Genomic DNA, 22,719 nt, shown 5'->3' with positions numbered 1-22,719 from the left:
TATAGTAATGGTTATTGATTGTCATGAATTTGTCTAAATTACCAAGAAAGCTTGACAGATTCTGAGCGCTTTCCTTCTGTTTTGGTTAATGGATTGTAAGGAACGATATAATAGCTCTTTGAATGAAATAGAGCATTATCGATTACAAACTCTCTCTTTCCTTCGACCTCTCCAATGCGTTCATCAATCCCCTCTTTCTCTCGGTAAATACGATAGATGACACGCTCGTCATTGGATCCCTGCCAGGTTAATTTTCCTTTTCCAAAAGGTAGGCTTCCAAACTGATAACTTACTTGTACGTTTTTTATTTCTGGAAGTTGAATTGGTTTTGGTAAGGCCGATACCGCTTCAGGTTTAGCAAATGTCTCTGTTAGGGCTTGTTCTTTATCTACCTCTGTTAAAATCGATTTTACTAACCTAGTTGGATATTCACTTCCTCCTGTTAGAAAATGCGCTTTATCCGATGTATCGTATCCCATCCACAATGTCATTACATATTGTGGTGTGTATCCAGCGAACCAAGCATCCTTGGTTTGCCCTTCTACTTGCGGGTGTTGTGTTGAACCTGTTTTTCCTGCTAATGCTTTTGAATAGTTTCCTGAACTTGCAGTCCCACTTGCAACGGTTTCCTCAAGCATTTCTGTCATATTCCAAGCCACCTGGGGGGTGAACACTTCTTTCATCTCTGGATTAGCTTTGAAAAGGGTTTGTCCATTTTGTACGATTCGTTCAATTGAATGCGATTCAACCATATTACCATTTGTAGCAAAAGAACTATAACTTTCCATTAATTTAGCAGGGGTAACACCTTTTGATAATCCACCTAAAGCAATTGCTAATCCATCATCTTCTACTGATAAATTCATATTATCTAAGTATGCCTTTCCAGTTGAGATTCCAATCTCATTTAATAACCATACAGCTGGAGCGTTTTTCGAATGAACAATCGCTTCATAAATTGAAACCGCTCCTGTATATTCGTTATCATAATTTTCGGCTGTATAACCATCATAATCAATTTTCTGATCTGGTATAAGTGTGTAAGGCTGATATTTTTCATTTTCCATCATTGCGGGCCCATAAACCGCTAATGGTTTCATGGTTGAACCTGGTTGTCTTGCAACGGTAGCCCGGTTTAAATCACCTAATTGGAAATCCCTACCACCGATCACCGAAACAACTTTGCCCGTTCCATGATCCATCATCATAAAAGCCCCTTCGACCCCTTCTGTATTCCCTGGGAAATAATCAGCATTTTTAAACTGTTCATAGGCTTTCTCTTGCACGTGATTATCCATATTTACAATGATACGATAACCACCTCGCTTTAACTCTTCTAAGGACATATCGTGCTTACTAGCTGCCTCTTTCATTACATAATCGACATAACTAGCTGTCCATGGGGACGGATTCCACTTATTCACTTCTAATCCAAGCGGCTTCTCTTCCTCTGTAGCCAGTTGTTTTGACGTTAATACCCCGGTTGCTTCCATAGCATGAAGCACTGTGTTTCTACGACTTTTTGCTTTTTCAGGATGATTAATTGGCGAATATCCATTAGGCGCTTTTGCCATTCCAGCCAACATCGCTCCTTCATCTACAGTCAGATCTTTAATATTTTTTGAAAAATAATACTCTGCGGCTGTAGCTATCCCATATACCCCATGTCCAAAATAAATTTCATTTAAATATAATTCTAGAATCTTATCTTTAGATAATGTTTGTTCTAGATAAACAGCTGCCATTACTTCCTTTGTCTTTCGCAACCACGTTTTATCATTTGTTAGAAATAAGTTCTTAGCAAGCTGCTGGGTTATTGTACTCGCCCCTTCAACTTTGGCCATAGCTAGAATATCTTTATAAACAGCACGAAACACAGAACGAAAATCAACACCTGCATGTCCATAAAAGCGTCTATCTTCAATGGCAATAAACGCTTGTCTTACATGTTCTGGAATATCACCAAGTGTTGTCAGTTTGCGATTCTCATTATATAATCGGCCAATTATCTGCCCTTCTTCTGTTTCAATGGTCGTAGTTGCATCTAAAAGAAATTTATCGTCATCAACAACGAATCGTCCTCCAAAAACAATAGCAGCATATCCAATGAACCCAAGAAATATAATAAGTAAACAACTGAATGCAATTATTTTCAATCTGCCGATCAAGTGAGAACGCTTCTGATTCCTTCTTTCTATTCTGCTCATTTGTTCACCTCTACACATTCACCCCTACATTATACGACATATATTTACAATCTTAAAGCTTTATACTTCATATTAATTAATAATTATTACAAATTATTGAACAACCGAAAATCCAACTTGTTAAATAAACGTTTCAGGTTATCTAGAAAGATACAATTTAAGTTCAGGAGTTAAGGTTTAGAATAATTTCATATGTATTCCAAAAGTCGAATCCGATTTTGTCTGTTTAGGAAACCATTAGACATATACTTGATCTTACCAATATTCACATAACGTTTTTTTGTTCACTTTTAATTGGAGAAAATTTGATTTGTATGTCCACTGTCATCCACTTCTGTTTTTATACGGGTTTCCGTCCAAATAGTAAATTCAACATTCGCTTGGGCGTTCGTTGATACGTATTGCTTGATGATAGCGCTTGTTTTATAAGATACCCTCCCCTATTCATCCATGGTATGAATGGCTTTATTTTCCATATTATCTCCAATATAAAACATTACATTCGGATTACTTACTTCATAAGCAAACGCAGGATAAGTTCCATACATCACATCAAATGATAGTCGGTCAAGCTTAAAGTCCTATTGATAACTAACTCCCCAATCTATTTAAGTATCTTTGTAACTATGAAATGATAAGTTTTTCTAAATAATAGTTGACTACCCTATCTACACATCGGTTATGATGAAAATAGGAAGTCATATGAAAGGGGAAAACAATGATGAAAGCTTTTATGACTAATGGAACGATAGATTTTCTGCAAAAACTGGATGACAACCATCCCGATAAACGAATTTGGATTATGCGTTCTAATTCAGGAGCGCTGGCTTATTACGAAGATAAGAAAAAAAGCATATTTGCATCTGGAAGAGAATACGACATTATAATAGAGAATGGAAAGATTCAAGAAGAAGGATATGTCGTTATGAATAATATACCCGTAACAGAAGAAGGGCAGCCAGTCTTTGAAGATCGTTTTAAAAATCGCAAACATGATGTTGAAATGATGCCGGGCTTTCAAGCATTTCGGTTATTAAAACCAAAAAAGGGGAATACGTATATTGTTTTTACACAATGGCGTTCCGTTCAAGATTTTGATAACTGGAAGAACTCGGACGCATTCAAAAAATCTCATAAGGGGCAATCATCCGGAAAACCTCCTGCGTATTTTGCTGACCAACCATTTCTTACCACCTATCATATGGTAACGGAAGAATAAGATGCCTTTGCCACTTCTGTACCTTTAAACATAGTGTCCCAACTAGTCGATCATGATAAAAGTAAAAAGCCAACTGTCCTGCAGTTGGCTTTTTTTCATTTAATTATTTACATATTGGTCAAAAAAGGATTGAAAATTTTCTTCTCCCTTATCCCCTACAATTCGAGCAACTTCTTCACCATTATCGAAATGGATTAATGTTGGCGTAGATTCAATACCATAAGCGTTCCATTGATCTTGAAATTCTAGTAAATTCATCTTTTTCATATCGATATTATTTTCTTCTGCTAATGGAACAAGGTATGGTGTTGTTTGCTGACAATGCGGGCATAATGGATCATAGAAATACACAGTAACCGGTTCACCACTCTCTACTTCATCTGACAACTCGTCTGGCATGATTTGATTTTGATAATTAGGGTCATCAAGCTGATCAATTGTTGCTTGTTCAAGATCTTTATCACCATAGGGGTTGTCATTGTTCTCCACTGCTTGATTATTCTTATAATCAATTACAAAATATAACCCTGCGAATAATAAAACAATAATACCAATAAAAATCAACATTTTTTTCTTCATTTATTTCATCTCCCTTTGGTGCTTCCTTAGAATTACATGCAATACAAATATGATAATGAAGGCGATACCTGCTAGAAATGGAATGGTAATGAATCCAAAATAATCAATATATGTAAGATTACAAGGAACCGTACCACAAGAACCTCCTGCCTCCTGTAATGCAGGTAATTTCTGAACAGCGTAATGATAAATGGAAACCAACGCGCCTATCCCGCTCAAAAACAACCCCGGTAATGCAATAGAGAGATTTCTCTTATAGGCTGCAATACCATAAATAATAACTAAAGGATACATTAAGATCCGTTGATACCAACATAACTCACAAGGTTCATACCCAATAATTTCTGAAAAAAACAAACTTCCTAGCATTGCAATTAAAGCTTGAGCCCAGATTAACATTAGCAAATTCTCTGCTTTTTTCGATAGATTCGCCATAGAAGAAGTCCTTTCTTTTTTAGTTACATCTGTATTATACAAATGTGGGAGATGAAAGACAAAGGGTGACGCTTTATTCATTTTGTTTATGTGACAATTTTATGAAAATCTATACGATTAATTACCTGTCAATTTATTTCGATGTACATAAACTGCTGCTTGGGTCCGATCATTCACCTCAAGCTTCGATAGAATATTACTTACATGAGTTTTTACTGTTTTAATACCGATATATAATTGATTGCTTATTTCTTGGTTTGTCATACCATTTCCAATACAAAGCAGAACTTCTAATTCTCTTTCTGTTAAATCATCATGTGATTTTCGATCGATCGTTCGGAAGCTAGACATCATCTTTCCAGCTACTTTCGGTTCAATGACGGTTTCCCCTTTGACAGCCTTTTTGATTGCATCTGTAATTTCTGTAGCGGAGGAGGTCTTTAATAAGTAGCTGAAAGCACCAGCTTCTATTGCTGGGAATACTTGTTCATCATCATAATAGCTTGTTAATATAATAATTTTACATAGTGGATGAGATTCCATTACTTGTTTCGTTGCTTCTATCCCAGTTCCATTATCCATAATTAAATCCATAAGTACAACATCCGGTTTTTCTTGGATAATTAACGCAGCTCCATCATTCCCATTTGAAGATTCACCTACAACTTCAATCTCGCAATCTGTTTGTAAATATGCGATAATCCCCTTTCTCACAATTTCATGATCGTCTACAACGATAACTCGTATCATTCTACTACCCCTTCTCCTTTAACATGGAATACGAATATCTATATATGTTCCTTCACCTATGTTTGAACGGATGGCAAAAACACCTCCTAATTCTTCACTACGTTCTTTCATTGTTTTTAAGCCATAAGACGTTTTGCGTTCTTGCTCCATATCAAAGCCCCTCCCATTGTCTTGCACATGAAAATATAATTCTCCTGGGCGTTCCTTTATCATGATCTTTACTTCTGAAGCATTTGAATGGCGTAATATATTCGATAATGATTCTTGAGCAATTCGAAACATATGGTCTTCTATTGTTACCGAAACCGAAAGATCCACTGGAATAGTAAGATGAAAATCTATTTGGCTTTTTTGTTGTAATTCTTTTATTAGCTTTGTTAACCCTTCTGATAAGGATTCTCCTGATAAATGAACAGGACGAAGATGTAATAACAACGCCCGCATTTCTGATTGAGATTGTAAAGCTGCTTTAGCTACTTCTTGTATTTGCAATTTGGCTTTTTCTGGATTGTTTTCTAATTGCCTTACAGCTGCCTCGGATAACATGGTGACTGCAAATAATTGTTGACTTACAGCATCGTGTAAATCCCTTGCTAATCGCTGTCTTTCCTCGATAACAGCTGCTTTATGTGCTGACTTTGCAAAATCTGATTTTTCATCTGCCATTCGTTGTAAAGATTTCACTTGATTTTGTAATTTCTCTCCTAAGTCGTTCATTTCATTGGCAATACGCTCCATTTCATCCCCTTCATTAAAATAAAGTCGTGATTGGTAATTTCCATTTGCAAACTGGGTAATTTGGACGGATAAATAGTCTAATCGATTTTTAATATCTCCACCAGATTTAAATCCCGCATAGACGGTAACAATGAAACCAATACCACTATATAACGAAATAAACAGAAATATACTTGCTGCAGATAACCAGTCTGGTTGAATGAATACATAAATAGTGAGTAAGATAGAGAGAATCGTAACAACAGTAAGAAATAGACCTTGAAAATGAGAGCGAATATAACTATAACGAATACTAGCAAATCGTTTATTCATACGCCCTCCTCCCTATACATAATCGATTTTGATAGATCCTGCTTTTAGGATAATTGTAAAATTAATTTTTCGAATTGAAGCGTCATACTCATCACTTGTAAATGCTAATGATCGATTTACCCCTTCTGCCACCCTGCCAAGAATGTTAATTTCCCCGGCTTTCATTGATGCTTCTACGTGAAAAGGGATTGTTTCAGGCATTAATATAGTTACATCTCCTGCTAGAGAGCGAATGCTAATTGGGATTTCCTCCTCTGGGATAAAAGCCTTAGAGAAATCGAAATAAAAATCCCCAGCCATGTTATTTAACTTCATTGGTTCCGCCTTCCAATTTTCTTCGGTATAATCATAACTCCCAATAGAAAAAAGCGAACCAGTCCCATTTTTTGCCCCTGGCTTATCTCTTCCTGCATTAATAATATTATAGTTTCTTCGACTAATTAACATGAAGCCAACATAGATAATTAATAACGGCCATAGCTTTAGTACATCCCAAAAGGAAAAAGCGATTATTTGAAAACGGTCCAACAGTAATAACAATCCAAACAGGATAAAGAAACAACCCCAAAACCAACTTCCACCATCTTTTCGGACATAATTAATCAGCCATCTGCTGCCGAAAATAACCAAGATTACCGGATATATATAGGCCCATAAAAAAGCAACATCAAACGATATTACATTGATATTCGCTAATATCCATAGCAAACCAATAATAATTAAAAAAATTGCGACAACAATGCGTGCAAATTGTTTCATTTTTTTCACCCTTTACGAAGTTCCAAGCGTACGAAGCGGTTTATTCTTCAAATTATAGAGAGCAATAAATAGAATTACCAGTCCAGAGACCATAATAATCGTTAGAATCGATAGCCCCATAGCTATTAATAAAGAAGTTGCGATATAAGAAACCGGGATAAGCCCTGTAGATACAGTCATAAGCAGACTCATCATTCTCCCAAGCATACGTTTCTCTGTCGTTTCTTGCAAAACTGTAGTAATTGGAATATTAATTAGCTGCAATAAAAATGCCATCATCGCTACCAATACTGTTGTGAGATAAAGATAACTGGACATGCCAATACTAGTGTAAATACATCCCAATAATGCTAAACTTGTAAGCATAGTTATCCCAGGTTTTTTTAATTTTTTTGATGCTAAGAAGATCGCACCGATTAAGGCTCCTACCCCCATCGCAGTTTGTACGATAGCCAGACTAATCGAACTACCTTGAAAGATATCCTTTACAATGATTGGTATACCAATGGTATATGGACCTGTAAAAAAGAAGTTAATAAAAAATCCCATACTTACGATAGACAAAATGAGTCGATTCCTGCGAGCATACCTATATCCTTCTTTAAGATCTTCCCATGGCGAGGATACGATAGGTGTCTCTTCTGGTTTTAACCGGATAAAGATAACGGTAACGGAAGCAGCTAATAACATGACACAAGCTACAGTAAAAACCCCTTTGAACCCTAAGACTGCAATTAATGTCCCACCTAAGGCGGGACCAAAAATCGGACTAATTTGCATCGTCATTTGAATAAACGAATTCCCCCGCTGTAATTGATTCTCCTCTAGTACCATTGGTGTTAATGAATTTATAACTGGATAGCTGAACGCATCTGCAATACCAAATAATGCTGCTAAACCAATTAAATGCCAAGCAGATACTGCATCGAGATATAGTAAAACCAATAAAATAACAATTAAAAGCGCACGGGATAAATCCGAAATAAATAATACTGTTCGCTTATTATAACGATCTGCCACAATTCCACCCATTGTTAATAACAGCAAACGAGGAATGGAGGCAGCAAAGAATAACATGCCAAAGTAAAAGCGATTATCATTTAAAGAAAGCATTAACCATTCCGCTCCAATTAAATAAACATAATAACCAGGAGCAGAAAAAAGCGACCCTATAAATAAAAGTAGAAAATTCCGGTTTTTTAATATTGGTATTACCTGCTTTTCTTGAACAACAGCATCCATGACAAAAATCTCCCCCCTCGATTGATATAATGTTAGTGTTAGCTTACCTATATCCCAAAACGAGGGAAACCTACCAAGGGATGCTTTTCTATCCGCCCCTAGACTGAGCGTTGCTTTCTCATTAGAAACTGAAATAAATATATGCATGCAATTAAACATAAAAAGCCAATAAAGAACCCTGCCAAAACATCTGTCAAATAGTGAACATTAATGATATATCGACTAACTCCAATTAATAAAATAAGCAATGCAAAGAAACACTCAATAAACAATTTCTTCTTTGATGATTTAACCTTTTTTGAGAAAAAATAAGCTAATAAACCATAGCATACCATCGATATCATTGCATGCCCGGAAGGGAAACTATGTCCTTCTGCATTAGCTGCAGCTAATATACTGGGACGTTCTCTATTGACTAGATGTTTTATTGCTACATTTAAATAATGTGTTGCTAATGTTCCTCCGCTAAAAACCAATGCAGGTAGCCAATTTTGGTACATCCGCCATAAGATCATGCCCATAATAATTACGAGCGGTATGGTAAAGGTAGATGATCCTAATTCGGTTATCCAACGGAAGATGCTGTACATCCCTGTGTTTGCTAATTGCTCAACCGGTTCTCTTGTCCATTGATCCACATAAGGAACTGCATTATTCATAATTCGGAAAATCCAATAGCCAATTATTCCAATCATAAATAATAAAAGAAGGAAAAGGCTAAAGCGAATTTTATCAGTCATTATACGGTCCCTCCTATTTCTTATATAATACCTTATTTTATGTTTCAAAAAAACCGAATAGGGAATGGATGAATAGATATACAATAACGATAAAAGGGTGAAGACAAATGGAAAAGGATTTACAAAACTTAATTGATGGATTAAATGAGGATCTTTCTAATGAATATGGCGCAGTAATTCAATATACTTACAGTGCCTCTGTAGTTTATGGGTTATACCGTTCCGCACTTAAACCATTTTTTGAAGCTGAGATTAATGATGAATTGGGACACGCCCTATACTTATCTGAAAAAATTAAATCACTTGGCGGAACTCCTACTACGAAAGCTGCTGAAATTCCTCAACCAACAGAGGTTAGAGAATTATTACAAGCAACCTTACAGTCTGAATCTGCTACAATTGAACGGTATGAAAAGCGTAAAAGACAGGCTGAAGACTTAGGATATACCGAGTTAGTAGTAAAATTAGAGGATTTAATAACAGATGAAACGCAGCATAAAGAGGAGATAGAGCGCCTACTTGCTGACCCTCGCTTATCTTAATCAAAAGACAGTTCGGTTTACGAACTGTCTTTTGATTTTAAAAGAATAAATAATTGTTTGTATTTTACTAATATATACTTTCTTCGCAGTCTTCTGGTGTTATAATAGTTAGAAAAACAGCTAGGAGGTCTTTTTGTGTTAGATCAAATACATCAATCCATTGATAAGCTTTATTCAGAAATGGTAGAAATCCGTAGATATCTACACCAATATCCAGAAATATCCTTTCACGAAACAAAAACAGCTGCATTTATTGCCGGTCATTATAAAAAGCTAGGTATTCCTTATGAGACAAAAGTTGGTGGCAACGGTGTAATCGCTACGTTAAAAGGGGGAAAACCAGGAAAAACAATTGCATTACGCGCCGATTTTGATGCATTACCTATCCAAGATGAAAAAGATGTTCCATATAGATCCAAAATTGACGGAGTCATGCATGCATGTGGGCATGATGGCCATACAGCTACATTACTTTCGCTTGCAAAAGTAATGAAGGATTACCAGTATGAATTACCAGGAACCATCGTCTTCTTACATCAACACGCAGAAGAATATGCACCGGGTGGAGCAAAACCAATTATTGAATCTGGAGCCATTGATCATGTCGATGCTGTATTTGGCACACACCTTTGGGCTACAACCCCACTTGGGGTACTGCAAACTTCAAAACAAGCATTCATGGCAGGTGCTGATCGCTTTGAACTAACCATTCAGGGTAAAGGGGGGCATGGCGCTTATCCTCACGAGACCAAAGACGCTATTGTTATAGGCTCACAACTTATTTCGCAACTACAGCAAATCGTAAGCAGACGAGTCGATCCACTCGACACGGTGGTCGTAACCGTTGGTATATTTGAAGCAGGTGAAGCTTTCAATGTCATTGCAGATAAGGCTAGACTAGTTGGTACTGTCCGTTATATAAATCCGACATTACAAGATAAAATCATATCAGAGATGGAAGCAATGATTAAAGGTGTTTGCACTAGTAATGATGCAACCTATTCATTTGACTATATTAAGGGTTACCCACCTCTAATTAACCACGCCAGTGAAGCTGAATTATTACTAGAGATCGCACGAAATATAGAGGATATAAAAGAAACACAGGAGGTTAATCCATCTATGGCTGGAGAGGATTTTGCCTATTATCTTTTAGAAAAGCCAGGAGCATTCTTTTTCACAGGTGCACAAAAACACGAAAACCCTTATCCTCATCACCACCCTAAATTTGATATTGATGAACGCTCGATGCCAATAGCAGCAAAAACATTAATTGAAGCCTATTATGCGTATCAGGAAAAATAGGCTTTTAAAAAAGCACATGAGCCAATGCTTCATGTGCTTTTAATTAATTTTTGCTTGACATATCCACGATGAAACAAAAAGCTAAATAAAACTCCTCCAACAAGTGTGAGCACGCCTCCGCTCCACTCCATCATTCCAAAAAGCAAAAGCGCATATAACATAGTCTGGATAATGGTTAATTGGAATAATAATTTTATAACCGATTCTTGCCTAATAGAAGTCTTGACTGGATATAGCTCAATCCACATAACCGTTCGATGATGATGATAAAGTGCCATCATCTGAAAACTGCTCAAATACAAAAACAAAATAGCGAACACAACTTTAAGCCACATCGGGGGTATAAAATAAATGATTAGCGCCCCAATAACAATTAGTCTGACATACATTCCTAAGTAATCGCCACTTCTAATAAAAGTAATTCGGAACAAGTAATCATAAGTATGCTTCTTTAGAAACGGGACATTGTTTACAAGCTGTACTAGCCATTGCCGTTTTTTGACTCGGCTTTTTAAATGAGGGACATCTGCGAACATATTTGCTAAACGATAAAACGCCTGCATTCTCATTTGATCTTTTTCAATTAATAAATCCCATACGATGCCAGGTTGTTTTCGTGAAACTTGATAATCATATAAAAATAAAGCGGCAAACAAGATAGAGATCATACCCGCTAACCACATACTGCCATCTACCATGACATAAAAAACGGCTATATTAAGAACCGTTCGTACTGTTATATCAATCCTTCTTATCCCTGGTTCTCTGACCTTTAACATCCACCAATTAGCAATTAAATTTCCTAATTTGAACATCAATAGGACAACGACGGTTAGTAAATAAAAACTACCTTCACGCTCTGGATAAACGGTGGTGTATAAAGGGCCTAATGCAGCAGCAACTAATAAAACAAGATACAGCTGAATGATAAAGCTATAGATAAGTGTATTCCTAAAATACCTTGTCATTTTATGTTCCGCAGCTATCAAAAAAACAAGATCCGGCTCTTTCAGCAGCGTGCGAACAGGACTATAACTTGCTACCATCCCAAATAATACTCCAATAATAAATGCGGTTGGAAAATTTTCAGGTATTTCTAGTAGCCATTTTTGATAATAAAATGCGAGAGCAGATACAAAAAAAAGCATAGCAATAGCAATATGTCCATTAAAGATATACCTTAGATAACGGCTTGTCTCTTTTAAGTGTGCAGAAAATCGTTGTTTAAAGAATAGATGTGAATCAAACATGATTATCTTCTTCCTTTGTTAATTGAACGTAAAGGTCATCAAGTGACGCTTGGGGCATTGAAAAACTTGCCCTCAGCTCCTCAAGTGTTCCTTTTGCACGTATTTCACCTTCGTGAAGGATAACAAAACGATCACAGTAGCGTTCTGCGGTCGCTAAAATATGCGTGGACATTAAAACACCCGAACCATCTTTTTTCATCGACTCCATAAGTTGTAAATAAGACTGAATACCAAGGGGGTCTAGTCCTACAAATGGCTCGTCTACAATATATAATGGCGGTTCAATTAAAAATGCACACATAATCATTACTTTTTGACGCATCCCTTTTGAAAAATGAACAGGAAACCAATTTAATCGCTTCTCCATTCTAAATTCCTTCAAAAGTGGCTGTAATCTTTTTTCGAAAATGTGTTCAGGAATATCATATGCCATTGCTGTTAAACGTAGATGTTCATATAGCGTTAATTCATCATATAAAATAGGCATTTCTGGAATATAGGCCATTTGATTACGATAATTTTCATTATTCTCTTGAAAGGTTTTCCCATTCACCATCACTGTCCCTTTTTTGGGATGCATTAATCCAATTATATGCTTAATTGTCGTACTTTTCCCTGCACCGTTCAACCCAATTAAGCCAACAATTTCACCAGGATGAACATCAAAAGAAATACCATGTAATACATTTTTATGGGTATACCCACCAAAGAGATGGTTTATATGTAATAATGCTTCCACAAGTCGCTCCTCCTCTTCATCTAATCTTTATTTTATCATTTGTCTTGTTGAAAACCAAAATAAACTTTCCACTATTTTTCGACATCCTTATACGATTGAATTTTTTATAAATACCTTGTATAATCTCATCTATTTCGTACAAAATAATCGTGAAGGAATGAAGATGCAACAATGTTCACTTGAAACAAACAATTTGCGTGTAAAAACACAAAATGAGGTGTCAGCGATCGAAAATCTAATGTAAATGCGTGTATGCTTACACAAATGAGGTGTTAGTGATCGATATCTAACTGAATTTCGTGTACAAAAAACACAAAAATGAGGTGTTTGTGAACGGCAGTCTAATCAATGACCATTTTGAAACATATCTCTAAGAACGGAGATATGGAACAAAAAGGTTTTTGTAAGCATTTATGAAGCAATGCGCTTATGTAATGTTTACTTGTCCCCGCATTAGAAAATTGCATCTCATTCCTTCCAAGGGCTAGTCCATATGGGCTAGCTCGTTTTTTGACATAAATAATTCTTAGATGGATCCCTTTACAATAAGTTACATTACTATATACAATGAAAGAAAAAATGTATGAGAGGATTGGTGATAGAATGAGTCATGGAGATTGTGTTTTTTGCAAAATCATCGATGGAGAAATTCCATCTGCTAAAGTATATGAAGATGAACACGTATATGCTTTTTTAGATATTAGCCAAGTTACCAAGGGGCATACATTAGTTATACCTAAGACACATGTTAAAAATATTTATGAAACCCCTCCAGAAATAGCAGCAGCTTTATTTGAAAGAGTTCCTAAAATCGCAAAAGCAATCAAAGAAACATACCAACCAATTGGCATGAATTTATTAAATAATAATGAAAAACCAGCTGATCAATCCGTTTTCCACTTACATATACATTTATTACCTCGTTATGGAAAAGAAGACGGCTTTTCATCGAATTGGACTGTTCATTCTGATGACTATACATCAGAGGATTTACAGGAGATTGCAAGTAAACTAAACCAAGCAATGAACTAGTGTACAACCCTTGAAAAATCCACATTCAACTCTTTTTATTCCGTAAACTTTTTGATATAATAGTACTATATTTCCGCAACTGACAATAGTGTACAGTTGGGAACTTTAGTTGAGAAAAGCTGAGAAGAGGAGAGTTGACAAATGAATACGCGGATTTTAATTATTTTGTCTCTTTTGGTGGGGATAGGTGCAGTACTCCATGCAGTAGTGCCACCAGTATTATTTGGAGTTAAACCTGACATGTTGCTGGCAATGATGTTTCTAGGTATCCTTCTATTCCCTAAAATTAAATATGTAGCTATACTTTCTATTGCTACGGGTGTTGTATCAGCATTAACAACGACAGCTCCAGGGGGACAAATTGCTAATTTAATTGATAAACCATTAACAGCGATGTTATTTCTAGCAATGTTTATTGTAATAAAGGATCGAATGAACCCTTCGTATAGTGCACCAGCTCTGACAGCAGTTGGGACAATGATTTCCGGAGCCATTTTCTTGAGTACTGCCCTATTTTTAATAGGTCTAATGGATGGATCATTTATTGCATTATTTGGGATAGCTGTTTTACCAGCTGCTCTATTAAATACAGTCATAATGGCTGTTGTCTATCCGATCGTACAAAAAATTCTAAAGAGGTCACAGCCACTCATCATTACGTAATGAAAATCCTCTGACATGCTTGTCGGAGGATTTTTTAAAAAATACATAAGCTGTGATAAAAGGTTTAATATTACACTCTAAAGAGGAAAAGATATAATATGTGTAGAAAGGAGCGTATGATAAATGGCGAATAATAAGTCGTTATTTTTAGGTTTAATGGTTGGAGGTGCTGTAAGTGCAGCAGTTACATTATTAAGTACACCCGCTTCTGGGAGAGATTTACGTATGCAAATGAAAGATAGAAGCATCGAATGGAAGGATGTCCTTTTAAACTTAAAACAAGATGGATTACGCTTGAAAAAGCAAATTAAAGAAACTTCTCAAGAGGGTGCAGTTTTAATTAAAGAACTTACACAAGATATGAAACAATCGGTTAGTGATTGGAAGGCTACAGTAGAGCCGCATCAAGAAAGCATTCACCAATATTTAGAACAAATTGAATTAAGTTTAAAAGACTTAGAGGATAAAGTAAAAAAACATTAATAAGCTTGTAAGCATTCTTCCATCAGAAAATGCTTTCGTTTATTCAATAAAACAAGAAAAGAGCATCTCTATGCTCTTTTCTTGTTTTATTTTGCCTGTAAATCTTCAATTGAATCAATATCCATATACTCTGGTACTACAATTCCAATTTTTGCTCCTTCGAGATTTGGTCCCATATCGACAAAGTCATCTTTGAATTCATCATAAAAATCTTTATGTGTCATTGGCATCCATGCTGCTAACGTAGCATCAGCATCACCATTTGCGATCGCTTCAAAAACAACTGCTACGTCCACCGGAGTGATCGTAACTTCAAAACCTTTCTGGCGTAATACTTCTGCTACAACATTAACAGATGCTCGCTCGGAATCCCAAGGCGTAGACACAAGTTCGATTGCCACACCATCAACATCTTCGACGCCTTCGGTCCAACTAGCTACTTTATCGGGGTTATCTTTCACCCATTGTTTAGCAACTTCAGCGATATCTTTTCCAGTTTCTGATGATTCATACATAATTCCTTCCATATCGTCAACGCTCCAGTTAAATTGATCAATTAATTTATAAGCGTTTGGCTTTTCCTCTTTCAATCCTTTTCGAGCTAATGATTTGATAACCTCAACATCCCCATAAACATTTTTCGGATCATCTAAATATTTAATGTTATCAAATTTAGCAAACATCCAATGTGGATTCCACCCTGTAACTACAATTGGTTCTTCATTAGCAATAGCATCTTCCAATTCTGTGACCATTGCAGCTGTAGACGACTGTTCTAGTTCCCAGCCTGAGAGCGAATCATATTGTTCAATTGCTTTTTCAGTTGTAACTGTAATTCCAGCTCCAGGCTCAATACCTGTAATTGTATAATCGACTGCCTCACTATAATTGGTTTGTTCTGTTGATCCTTCTGTATTCTCACCTTCAGAATCATTTGAACCACATGCTGCCAGTATACATACAACGATTAAGCTAAATAGTAAACCTGCTGTCTTTTTTACTTTGCTATTCACATAAACATCCTTTCTTTTGTTCATTGAAAGGCTGATACAAAAAAGTATCAGCCCTCCATCCATTACTCTACACCTTTTGTCCACGCATCAACTTTATCTTGATTTTCTTCAACCCATGCTGCTGCAGCATCTTCAGGTGTAGCTCCATCTGTGATTTCTAGCATAACTTCTTCCATATCTTCAGAGGTCCAGTTAAATTGGTCTAAAATTTTATATGCATTTGGCATATCTTCTTCTAAATCTTGACGCACCATTGTATCAATGGTTTCAGCTTCACCAAATGAACCTTTTGGATCTTCTAGATATTTCAAATCGTATTTAGCGAATTTCCAGTGTGGTGACCAACCTGTAACAATGACGTCTTCTTCATTTTCAATCGCCTGACCTAATTGCGTAGCCATAGCACCACTTGAAGAAGTTTGCACTTCCCAACCTTCAAGGTTTTCATATTCTTCCACTGCATCCTCCGCCGCTGCTACTACACCAGCGCCAGGTTCAATTCCAGTAATTGTTTGATCTGCTTGAGAATCTAAATCTTCAATACTATTTACATCCATGTATTCTGGTACAACTAAACCAATTTTTGCACCTTCTAGATTTGTACCTAAATCAACTACTTGATCGCCATAGTTTTCATACTGGTCAGCATGCGTACCTGGTAACCATGCAGCTACCATTCCATCTGCTTCGCCGTTAGCTACGGCTTCCCACATTACTGCATTATCTAATGGGGTTAACGTTACATCAAACCCTTGATCTTCAAGAACTTTACCAATGACATGTGTAGAAGCAACTTCCGTATCCCATTCTACATATGCTAGTTCAATTTCTTTTCCTTCTGATGAAGCTCCTTCATCAGAACTAGTAGATTCTTCATCTGACCCACATCCTGCTGCAAATAATGACAATGCAAGTCCGGCAGTTAAACCCAGACGTTTCCAGTTATTTCTAAACATAATACTAATCTCCCCTTTTAAAGTTGATATATATGGAAACTTTTCCTTAGAAAAGATACCAACAACGATTAATCTTTTTGTTTATTCATGTTTTGTGTAATACGATCAATTACAATTGCCAGGATAACAATTGCTAGTCCGGCAACAAATCCAGCACCTGCCTCTGCACGTTGTAGTGCTGAAAGAACATCTCTTCCTAAACCAGGTGCCCCAATCATTGAAGCAATTACTACCATAGATAATGCCAGCATAACGGTTTGGTTAATACCGGCCATAATTGTCGTTTTTGCCATAGGTAACTCTACTTTAAATAACTTCTGTGCACCGGTACTACCAAATGCCTCCGATGCTTCAACTAACTCATTTGACACCTGACGAATCCCTAGATTGGTAAAGCGTACTGTTGGCGGTGTTGCGAAAATTAATGATGCAAATACACCTGGAACCATACCAATTCCAAAAAATGCTACTGCCGGAATCAAATAAACAAACGCCGGCATTGTCTGCATAAAGTCAAGAATAGGTGTAATAATTGCAGAAGCAATTTTGCTTTTCGACATTAGAATGCCGAGTGGAACACCAACAATGACTGATAATAGACTAGCTAGAAGCACAAGTGTAAATGTGCTAATTAATTGCTCCCATAAACCTTGGTTATAAATTAACCATAATCCCACAATAGAGAAGGCTGCCAATCCAAATTTCTTACCAGAAATAAAGAATGCAATAATTGCAACGATAAGAATAATAATGACTGGTGGAATAGTATTTAAAGTTTCGGAAGTCATCTCCATGAAATTCCCGAAGTGTTCCTTGATAGGGTCGAATAAAAAGGAAAATTTATCCGTAATCCAATCTGTAGCAGAATTGGTCCATTTTGCAATTGGCATCTCTGGAACTATTTCTAATATGTTATTAAGCATCTAGATTCACCTCACCCTCACTGGATAATGCAGCAAGTACTGCCCCACGTACAATAATTCCAACTAATTTTTCATTTTCAACAACAGCTACAGGTATTGGCGAATCATAAATCAAATCAAAGATCTCATGCATTGGCGTTTCTTTATTTACACGTGGGATATCATTTTTCATGATATCTTGGAGATCTTTAATTTCTTTTTTCCGTGCTTCTGATGCATCGTCCGCTGTAATATACCCTTTGAGATTTCGCTTCTTATCAACGACAAAAATGCTGGAAAGTCCTTCTTCACGCATTCGTTCTAACGCAACGCGCGGCCCATGTTTTTCAATATTAATTGTTTCTGGACGCTTCATAATATGCTGTGCTGTTAAAACTTTGGAGCGATCGACATCTTCAACAAATTTTTCAACGTAATCATTTTCCGGATTAACTAATATTTCTTCCGGTGTACCAATTTGAACAATCGAACCGTCTTTCATTAAAGCAATTCGATCGCCAATCCGTAATGCTTCATCTAAATCATGCGTGATGAACAGGATTGTTTTTTGCATCTTTGTTTGTAAATCTAATAGTTCATCTTGCATATCTTTACGAATTAATGGATCCAATGCTGAGAAAGCTTCGTCCATTAAAAGAACTTCTGGATCATTTGCTAAAGCACGTGCAAGTCCTACACGCTGCTGCATACCACCAGATAGCTGATTTGGTTTTTGATGCATATAATCACCTAAACCTACCAATTCTAAAGCTTCCTGAGCTTTTTTTCGCCTTTCTTCTTTATCTACTTTTTGAATTTCTAATCCGTACTCGGCATTTTCCAAAATTGTACGATGTGGAAATAACGCAAATTTTTGGAAGACCATACTTAGTTTCTGACGACGAACTTCTCGAAGCGACTTCTTATCTAAAGTTAATAAGTCATCCCCATCAATTAATATCGTTCCTTCCGTTGGTTCAATTAATCGATTAATCAGCCGTACTAATGTTGACTTACCACTTCCTGAAAGCCCCATAATAACGAAAATTTCCCCTTGTTCGACGGAGAAAGACGCACGATTAACACCTACTGTGTTACCCGTTTCCTTTAAAATGTCGTCTTTTGATACCCCTTTATCCAAAAGCTTTGTTGTCTGCTTCGGATTTTTACCAAAAATCTTTGATAAATTTTTCGCTTCTATTACTGGCACTACTTTCACCTCTATTTTTCTATTTCAGCTTCTGAACATGATTATAGAACTACTACTTTCAGATCAGTACTGATACATACAAAGACGCATGAAAAACTATTTTCATTGATACATAGATTTTCACGAGCTCCGAACACAGTTTTTCATTTACTTTATCTACTATAACGGTTTTATTAATTCAATACAAACTTTAAATTCTTTTGGTTTTGTATGTATTTTTTATACAGTTAATTCTGTATAAAAAATACATACAATATCCTTTGTTTAGCTCTAAATTGCTTTAAAATTCGATATCATTACCTATTTTTAATAGATTAGGATATAGTGTAACCTTGATATATCAAGGCTTTAGGAGGATTTTATGAACAGACCTCAAAAAGAAACAATCATCAATGAAATTATGCTGGAATTATCAAAAACGGTAGAAATGTTTGGCCTGACCCCCTTAGAATCAAGATTATTTGCTTACCTATACTTAACTGAAAAACCAATGACGTTAGATGATATGGCAGATGCTCTTGGAAAAAGTAAAACATCAATGAGTACAAGTATTCGCGCTCTTTCAGATCAAAATTTAGTTACTCGTGTTTGGAGAAAAGGTGTTCGTAAAGATCTATACGAAGCAAATACGCAATTATTTAAATCATTTATGAATTCTTATATAAACAAATGGATTGATGCCGCAAATCAACAACGTGTTTCTCTAGAAGAAATTGAAAAACAAATGCATCAGTTACGATCATCTGAAGTCACAACGATTACACCTCGACTTAAGCAAATCATTTTATTTCATCAAGAAGTTGAGGATGTATTTAAAGAGATGAAACAGGATTAAAAAAGGAATAGAAAAGAAGATATGTGCTGATTACCTTCTTTTCTATTCCTTGGTTTGTTTTAAGATAGTTATAAATGTTTCCATTAAAGAAGGATAAACTCCTTCTTCTTTTAATGCATAAATGGTTTGATTTGGTTCTAGTTTCTCCGTAAGCATTCCTGCGAAATGAAGAAGCAAAGATGAAAAATCTAACAACCCTTCCTTTGTTTGCACCTCAAACTGTTGATTTAATAAGTATAGACGATCCATTAACTCAATGTATTCTGCTTTGGTTAGATTCCTTTCAATAATTAACTTTGTAAATGGGTATTTATCCATATCCATAATTTTAGACAGTAAATGTAAGTGAAAAGAAGCTGTTTCTGCTTCGTGATAATCTTTCATTATAAATCTTCACTCCTTCATCATTTCACACCTTTATCAACTTTTACATACTGTTGATAATAACTGGCAAACCCTTGCTTGTATAGGGATCCCACCCTCATTATTTTAAACTTTTCTTTACGTCAAAAAAAAGTATAAAAAAACTATTGATTTTTACCATTAATCGTACTATTATTCATGAAGGATAAAACTTCTAAGAAGCTTGGTTGGAGGGATCAAAAATGAATTGCTGGAAATCAATTAATCTTACAAAAGAATTCGGTCGAAACCGTTTATACCTTGTGTCTTTGCTAGTTGCACTAATCGCTTTTATCTTTCTATATGTTTCATTAACAATGGCTCAAGGGACGAATGATGTAAATGAATCAGGAATCATTCCATTCTTGCTTTCATTGGTTCTTTTACCAACCATTCATTCGTGTATGCATATCTTACCTTTGATCCTAATGAATAAGCGCATTAAAATTGTATTTAAATTAAGGCATAAAATTTTTCCTGTATTTTATTATTATACGAAATATCACCTAACAAAAAAAGCATATTTCATTGTAAAATTAGCTCCTACCGTCTTGCTTACAATTCCTGGAGTAGTTGCTAGTTTCTACTTTACAGCGTATTCCGTATATATTCTCTTATTAACATCCGTAAATATTGGAATTGCAGTTATTGATATACTGTTTATTGCATATCTTTGGAATGCACCAAAACGGTCTTTAATCGAAAATAGAGAAGATGGAAATGGTTTTGATATACTTGTAAGAGCACATCAACATTAAAGGATTTGGTTCCATCGAACCAAATCCTTTCATTTTTTCTAATACTCTGCTCTGTTCATAATGTTAATCTTTTGATACAGTAGTGAATAGGATATTCTAGAGAGCTTAACTAATTATACAACAAAGACGTTATATAGAGAGCTTTAGTATCAGGGGGGATATAATGAATATTATCTTTCTATTATATGGATTTATTATTTTACTTATTTTTAATTCATTAACACATCAATTCTGTTTAAAAATGGAAATGGAATCTCTCAAGCAAGGAAAGATGTTCCGAATCATTAATATTATGATAACTGTACTGCTTGTATGTTCGTATGTAAGAGTAATGAATGTCATGGTATAGTTTTAAAAATACAGTTTTAGTTAGAACTGTATTTTTTACTTATTTATATGTTATATTTATTGTTAGGGGAGAATTATTGTACAAGCAGATTAGGAGTGTTCAAGTATGAAGAAAACAGCAATTGCTGTCACATTAACGGCAGGGTTAATTACGTTAGGTGCTTGCAGTTCAGACGGAGAAGAAGCAGTTGTAGAAACTGGTTCTGGTAATGTAACAAAAGAAGAATTCTACCAAGAATTAAAGGATCGTTATGGTGAAGGGATTCTTCAAGAGATGGTTACTATTGAGGTATTGGAAGATAAGTATGAAGTATCAGATGAACAAGTTGATGAAGAAATACAGAAAATGAAAGATCAACTTGGTGAACAGTATGATATGGCAGTACAACAACAGTTCGGTAGTGAGAACGCACTTCGTAGTGTTATTAAAATCAGTCTTCTACAAGAAGAAGCAGTTGCTGAAGATGTAGAAATTAAAGAAGAAGAAATTAAAGAATACTACGATCGAAAAAACACTGAAATTAAAGCTCAGCATATTTTAGTGGAAGATGAAGAAACAGCCAAAGAAGTAAAACAAAAGCTTGATGATGGTGGAGATTTTGCGGAATTAGCTAAAGAATACTCTACAGACGGGTCTGCTGAACAAGGTGGCGACCTTGGCTACTTCACAGCAGGCGATATGGTTGCTGAGTTCGAGGATGCCGCTTACAGTATGGAAAAAGGTGAAATCAGCGATCCTGTTAAAACAGAACATGGTTTCCATATTATTAAAGTAAATGACAAGCGCGAAAAAGAAGAAAGTATTGGTAAATATGAAGATGTAAAAGAAGATCTTCGTCGTGAGTTACTAACTCAAAAAATGGATCCTACCAAAGCTCAGGAAAAAATTGATAAAATTCTTCAGGACGCAAACATTGATGTAAAAATTGAAGAATACAAAGATATGTTTAAACAAGAAGACAGCAGTCAATCTGGAGAATCAAACGGTGGATCAGAAGATACTGAATCTCAAGAATAAACAATGAACTAAAAAGGCTAGCCACAATCAGTGGACTAGCCTTTTATTATGAAGTTTCTCTTGTTTGTTTTCGTTGTGCTTTCTTTTTTTGTTCCTCTTGTATTCGTTTCATGTATACTTCTCCTTCTTTCTCAATGAATTGTTGCTCAATTTTCTTTTCAGCGAGCATTCCACGGAATGCCATGAATCCACTAAGAAATATAAGAATAATCATGACGAATACCCACCAAGGCACTCCTAATATCATGGGTTTTATGCCTCCTTGTCCATCTCTCTAGTGAA

Annotated in this window: 26 protein-coding genes; 10 read left to right on the top strand and 16 right to left on the bottom strand. The window is 35.7% G+C overall.

What is annotated here, in order from left to right; genetic code table 11:
* Window positions 1–38: 38 nt before the first annotated feature.
* Window positions 39–2,207, bottom strand: a complete 2,169-nt coding sequence (locus JKP73_RS16685) for a transglycosylase domain-containing protein (RefSeq protein ID WP_200411559.1) — start codon at window positions 2,205–2,207, stop codon at window positions 39–41.
* A 718-nt stretch (window positions 2,208–2,925) separates the two neighbouring features.
* Here JKP73_RS16685 and JKP73_RS16680 point away from each other — a divergent pair.
* Complete coding sequence (locus JKP73_RS16680; protein ID WP_231378706.1) at window positions 2,926–3,426, top strand: antibiotic biosynthesis monooxygenase family protein; 501 nt, start codon at window positions 2,926–2,928, stop codon at window positions 3,424–3,426.
* A gap of 99 nt (window positions 3,427–3,525) precedes the next feature.
* Here JKP73_RS16680 and JKP73_RS16675 read toward each other — a convergent pair whose 3' ends face one another.
* The 7 genes from JKP73_RS16675 to JKP73_RS16645 form a co-directional block, all read right to left on the bottom strand.
* Window positions 3,526–4,005, bottom strand: coding sequence for a thioredoxin family protein (locus JKP73_RS16675; RefSeq protein ID WP_021292224.1), 480 nt, complete (start codon window positions 4,003–4,005; stop codon window positions 3,526–3,528).
* A complete protein-coding gene (locus JKP73_RS16670; RefSeq protein WP_021292223.1) occupies window positions 4,006–4,440 on the bottom strand; it encodes a disulfide oxidoreductase in 435 nt (144 codons plus the stop codon). It abuts the gene before it with no gap.
* Between the two features lie 117 nt (window positions 4,441–4,557).
* Entirely contained in the window at window positions 4,558–5,190 is a 633-nt protein-coding gene (locus tag JKP73_RS16665) for a response regulator (protein ID WP_021292222.1), read from the bottom strand.
* A gap of 18 nt (window positions 5,191–5,208) precedes the next feature.
* Window positions 5,209–6,240, bottom strand: a complete 1,032-nt coding sequence (locus JKP73_RS16660; RefSeq protein WP_021292221.1) for a sensor histidine kinase — start codon at window positions 6,238–6,240, stop codon at window positions 5,209–5,211.
* A 12-nt stretch (window positions 6,241–6,252) separates the two neighbouring features.
* Window positions 6,253–6,999, bottom strand: a complete 747-nt coding sequence (gene liaF / locus JKP73_RS16655) for a cell wall-active antibiotics response protein LiaF (RefSeq protein WP_021292220.1) — start codon at window positions 6,997–6,999, stop codon at window positions 6,253–6,255.
* A 12-nt stretch (window positions 7,000–7,011) separates the two neighbouring features.
* The gene (locus JKP73_RS16650) at window positions 7,012–8,241 is read right to left on the bottom strand and encodes an MFS transporter (protein WP_200411558.1); all 1,230 of its coding nucleotides are present in this window, start codon (window positions 8,239–8,241) and stop codon (window positions 7,012–7,014) included.
* Window positions 8,242–8,339: 98 nt separating this feature from the next.
* Complete coding sequence (locus JKP73_RS16645; protein ID WP_160807348.1) at window positions 8,340–8,981, bottom strand: phosphatase PAP2 family protein; 642 nt, start codon at window positions 8,979–8,981, stop codon at window positions 8,340–8,342.
* 107 nt (window positions 8,982–9,088) lie between these two features.
* Between JKP73_RS16645 and JKP73_RS16640 the strand changes: the two genes are divergently transcribed.
* Together JKP73_RS16640 and JKP73_RS16635 are read left to right on the top strand one after the other, a co-directional pair.
* Entirely contained in the window at window positions 9,089–9,523 is a 435-nt protein-coding gene (locus JKP73_RS16640; protein WP_021292217.1) for a ferritin-like domain-containing protein, read from the top strand.
* 135 nt (window positions 9,524–9,658) lie between these two features.
* Window positions 9,659–10,828 carry a M20 metallopeptidase family protein gene (locus JKP73_RS16635; RefSeq protein WP_038245646.1) on the top strand — a complete coding sequence of 390 codons (1,170 nt, stop codon included), beginning with the start codon at window positions 9,659–9,661 and terminating at the stop codon, window positions 10,826–10,828.
* Between the two features lie 29 nt (window positions 10,829–10,857).
* Here JKP73_RS16635 and JKP73_RS16630 read toward each other — a convergent pair whose 3' ends face one another.
* Together JKP73_RS16630 and JKP73_RS16625 are read right to left on the bottom strand one after the other, a co-directional pair.
* Window positions 10,858–12,078: an ABC transporter permease gene (locus tag JKP73_RS16630; protein ID WP_200411557.1), complete on the bottom strand. Its 1,221-nt coding sequence runs from the start codon at window positions 12,076–12,078 to the stop codon at window positions 10,858–10,860.
* Complete coding sequence (locus tag JKP73_RS16625) at window positions 12,071–12,817, bottom strand: ABC transporter ATP-binding protein (protein WP_188943855.1); 747 nt, start codon at window positions 12,815–12,817, stop codon at window positions 12,071–12,073. Before JKP73_RS16625 ends, JKP73_RS16630 begins: the two co-directional genes overlap by 8 nt.
* Before the next feature lie 603 nt (window positions 12,818–13,420).
* Between JKP73_RS16625 and JKP73_RS16620 the strand changes: the two genes are divergently transcribed.
* The 3 genes from JKP73_RS16620 to JKP73_RS16610 all read left to right on the top strand — a co-directional run bounded on the left by JKP73_RS16620 (window position 13,421) and on the right by JKP73_RS16610 (window position 14,995).
* A complete protein-coding gene (locus JKP73_RS16620; protein WP_031335769.1) occupies window positions 13,421–13,849 on the top strand; it encodes an HIT family protein in 429 nt (142 codons plus the stop codon).
* A gap of 141 nt (window positions 13,850–13,990) precedes the next feature.
* Entirely contained in the window at window positions 13,991–14,512 is a 522-nt protein-coding gene (locus JKP73_RS16615; protein WP_021292212.1) for a tryptophan transporter, read from the top strand.
* A 123-nt stretch (window positions 14,513–14,635) separates the two neighbouring features.
* Window positions 14,636–14,995, top strand: coding sequence for a YtxH domain-containing protein (locus JKP73_RS16610; protein ID WP_021292211.1), 360 nt, complete (start codon window positions 14,636–14,638; stop codon window positions 14,993–14,995).
* Between the two features lie 86 nt (window positions 14,996–15,081).
* Here JKP73_RS16610 and JKP73_RS16605 read toward each other — a convergent pair whose 3' ends face one another.
* The 4 genes from JKP73_RS16605 to JKP73_RS16590 form a co-directional block, all read right to left on the bottom strand.
* Window positions 15,082–16,032, bottom strand: coding sequence for a glycine betaine ABC transporter substrate-binding protein (locus tag JKP73_RS16605; protein WP_200411556.1), 951 nt, complete (start codon window positions 16,030–16,032; stop codon window positions 15,082–15,084).
* A 38-nt stretch (window positions 16,033–16,070) separates the two neighbouring features.
* Window positions 16,071–16,964 (bottom strand): glycine betaine ABC transporter substrate-binding protein, encoded by an 894-nt coding sequence (locus tag JKP73_RS16600; RefSeq protein ID WP_038245650.1) that lies wholly within the window; start codon window positions 16,962–16,964, stop codon window positions 16,071–16,073.
* Window positions 16,965–17,032: 68 nt separating this feature from the next.
* Window positions 17,033–17,887 (bottom strand): ABC transporter permease, encoded by an 855-nt coding sequence (locus tag JKP73_RS16595; protein WP_021292208.1) that lies wholly within the window; start codon window positions 17,885–17,887, stop codon window positions 17,033–17,035.
* Entirely contained in the window at window positions 17,880–19,076 is a 1,197-nt protein-coding gene (locus JKP73_RS16590) for a quaternary amine ABC transporter ATP-binding protein (protein ID WP_038245651.1), read from the bottom strand. Before JKP73_RS16590 ends, JKP73_RS16595 begins: the two co-directional genes overlap by 8 nt.
* A gap of 361 nt (window positions 19,077–19,437) precedes the next feature.
* Between JKP73_RS16590 and JKP73_RS16585 the strand changes: the two genes are divergently transcribed.
* Window positions 19,438–19,911: a GbsR/MarR family transcriptional regulator gene (locus JKP73_RS16585; protein ID WP_021292206.1), complete on the top strand. Its 474-nt coding sequence runs from the start codon at window positions 19,438–19,440 to the stop codon at window positions 19,909–19,911.
* Window positions 19,912–19,953: 42 nt separating this feature from the next.
* Here the strand turns inward: JKP73_RS16585 and JKP73_RS16580 are convergent, their stop codons facing one another.
* Window positions 19,954–20,295: a DUF1878 family protein gene (locus JKP73_RS16580; protein ID WP_188943857.1), complete on the bottom strand. Its 342-nt coding sequence runs from the start codon at window positions 20,293–20,295 to the stop codon at window positions 19,954–19,956.
* Window positions 20,296–20,516: 221 nt separating this feature from the next.
* On the opposite strand from JKP73_RS16580, the gene JKP73_RS16575 reads away from it, so the two are divergent.
* The 3 genes from JKP73_RS16575 to JKP73_RS16565 all read left to right on the top strand — a co-directional run bounded on the left by JKP73_RS16575 (window position 20,517) and on the right by JKP73_RS16565 (window position 22,437).
* Window positions 20,517–21,071: a DUF3267 domain-containing protein gene (locus JKP73_RS16575; RefSeq protein WP_021292204.1), complete on the top strand. Its 555-nt coding sequence runs from the start codon at window positions 20,517–20,519 to the stop codon at window positions 21,069–21,071.
* Window positions 21,072–21,234: 163 nt separating this feature from the next.
* Window positions 21,235–21,420: a hypothetical protein gene (locus JKP73_RS16570; protein WP_021292203.1), complete on the top strand. Its 186-nt coding sequence runs from the start codon at window positions 21,235–21,237 to the stop codon at window positions 21,418–21,420.
* 105 nt (window positions 21,421–21,525) lie between these two features.
* Complete coding sequence (locus JKP73_RS16565) at window positions 21,526–22,437, top strand: peptidylprolyl isomerase (protein WP_021292202.1); 912 nt, start codon at window positions 21,526–21,528, stop codon at window positions 22,435–22,437.
* Window positions 22,438–22,483: 46 nt separating this feature from the next.
* Here JKP73_RS16565 and JKP73_RS16560 read toward each other — a convergent pair whose 3' ends face one another.
* Window positions 22,484–22,684: a sporulation YhaL family protein gene (locus JKP73_RS16560; RefSeq protein ID WP_021292201.1), complete on the bottom strand. Its 201-nt coding sequence runs from the start codon at window positions 22,682–22,684 to the stop codon at window positions 22,484–22,486.
* Window positions 22,685–22,719 lie beyond the last annotated feature (35 nt).

This window comes from Virgibacillus salexigens (assembly GCF_014905415.1).
Lineage (GTDB): Bacteria > Bacillota > Bacilli > Bacillales > Amphibacillaceae > Virgibacillus > Virgibacillus salexigens.
The sequence above is the reverse complement of the archived record's forward strand: the minus strand, read 5'-3'. Positions and strand labels throughout refer to the sequence as shown.

Coding starts and splice junctions, on each gene's coding strand:
- JKP73_RS16675 (WP_021292224.1), bottom strand. CDS start 4,005: ATGAAGAAAAAAATGTTGATTTTTATTGGTATTATTGTTTTATTATTC.
- JKP73_RS16620 (WP_031335769.1), top strand. CDS start 13,421: ATGAGTCATGGAGATTGTGTTTTTTGCAAAATCATCGATGGAGAAATT.
- JKP73_RS16575 (WP_021292204.1), top strand. CDS start 20,517: ATGAATTGCTGGAAATCAATTAATCTTACAAAAGAATTCGGTCGAAAC.
- JKP73_RS16680 (WP_231378706.1), top strand. CDS start 2,926: ATGATGAAAGCTTTTATGACTAATGGAACGATAGATTTTCTGCAAAAA.
- JKP73_RS16660 (WP_021292221.1), bottom strand. CDS start 6,240: ATGAATAAACGATTTGCTAGTATTCGTTATAGTTATATTCGCTCTCAT.
- JKP73_RS16605 (WP_200411556.1), bottom strand. CDS start 16,032: ATGAACAAAAGAAAGGATGTTTATGTGAATAGCAAAGTAAAAAAGACA.
- JKP73_RS16640 (WP_021292217.1), top strand. CDS start 9,089: ATGGAAAAGGATTTACAAAACTTAATTGATGGATTAAATGAGGATCTT.
- JKP73_RS16565 (WP_021292202.1), top strand. CDS start 21,526: ATGAAGAAAACAGCAATTGCTGTCACATTAACGGCAGGGTTAATTACG.
- liaF (WP_021292220.1), bottom strand. CDS start 6,999: ATGAAACAATTTGCACGCATTGTTGTCGCAATTTTTTTAATTATTATT.
- JKP73_RS16665 (WP_021292222.1), bottom strand. CDS start 5,190: ATGATACGAGTTATCGTTGTAGACGATCATGAAATTGTGAGAAAGGGG.
- JKP73_RS16630 (WP_200411557.1), bottom strand. CDS start 12,078: ATGTTTGATTCACATCTATTCTTTAAACAACGATTTTCTGCACACTTA.
- JKP73_RS16600 (WP_038245650.1), bottom strand. CDS start 16,964: ATGTTTAGAAATAACTGGAAACGTCTGGGTTTAACTGCCGGACTTGCA.
- JKP73_RS16650 (WP_200411558.1), bottom strand. CDS start 8,241: ATGGATGCTGTTGTTCAAGAAAAGCAGGTAATACCAATATTAAAAAAC.
- JKP73_RS16580 (WP_188943857.1), bottom strand. CDS start 20,295: ATGAAAGATTATCACGAAGCAGAAACAGCTTCTTTTCACTTACATTTA.
- JKP73_RS16570 (WP_021292203.1), top strand. CDS start 21,235: ATGAATATTATCTTTCTATTATATGGATTTATTATTTTACTTATTTTT.
- JKP73_RS16685 (WP_200411559.1), bottom strand. CDS start 2,207: ATGAGCAGAATAGAAAGAAGGAATCAGAAGCGTTCTCACTTGATCGGC.
- JKP73_RS16610 (WP_021292211.1), top strand. CDS start 14,636: ATGGCGAATAATAAGTCGTTATTTTTAGGTTTAATGGTTGGAGGTGCT.
- JKP73_RS16645 (WP_160807348.1), bottom strand. CDS start 8,981: ATGACTGATAAAATTCGCTTTAGCCTTTTCCTTCTTTTATTATTTATG.
- JKP73_RS16595 (WP_021292208.1), bottom strand. CDS start 17,887: ATGCTTAATAACATATTAGAAATAGTTCCAGAGATGCCAATTGCAAAA.
- JKP73_RS16560 (WP_021292201.1), bottom strand. CDS start 22,684: ATGATATTAGGAGTGCCTTGGTGGGTATTCGTCATGATTATTCTTATA.
- JKP73_RS16615 (WP_021292212.1), top strand. CDS start 13,991: ATGAATACGCGGATTTTAATTATTTTGTCTCTTTTGGTGGGGATAGGT.
- JKP73_RS16670 (WP_021292223.1), bottom strand. CDS start 4,440: ATGGCGAATCTATCGAAAAAAGCAGAGAATTTGCTAATGTTAATCTGG.
- JKP73_RS16585 (WP_021292206.1), top strand. CDS start 19,438: ATGAACAGACCTCAAAAAGAAACAATCATCAATGAAATTATGCTGGAA.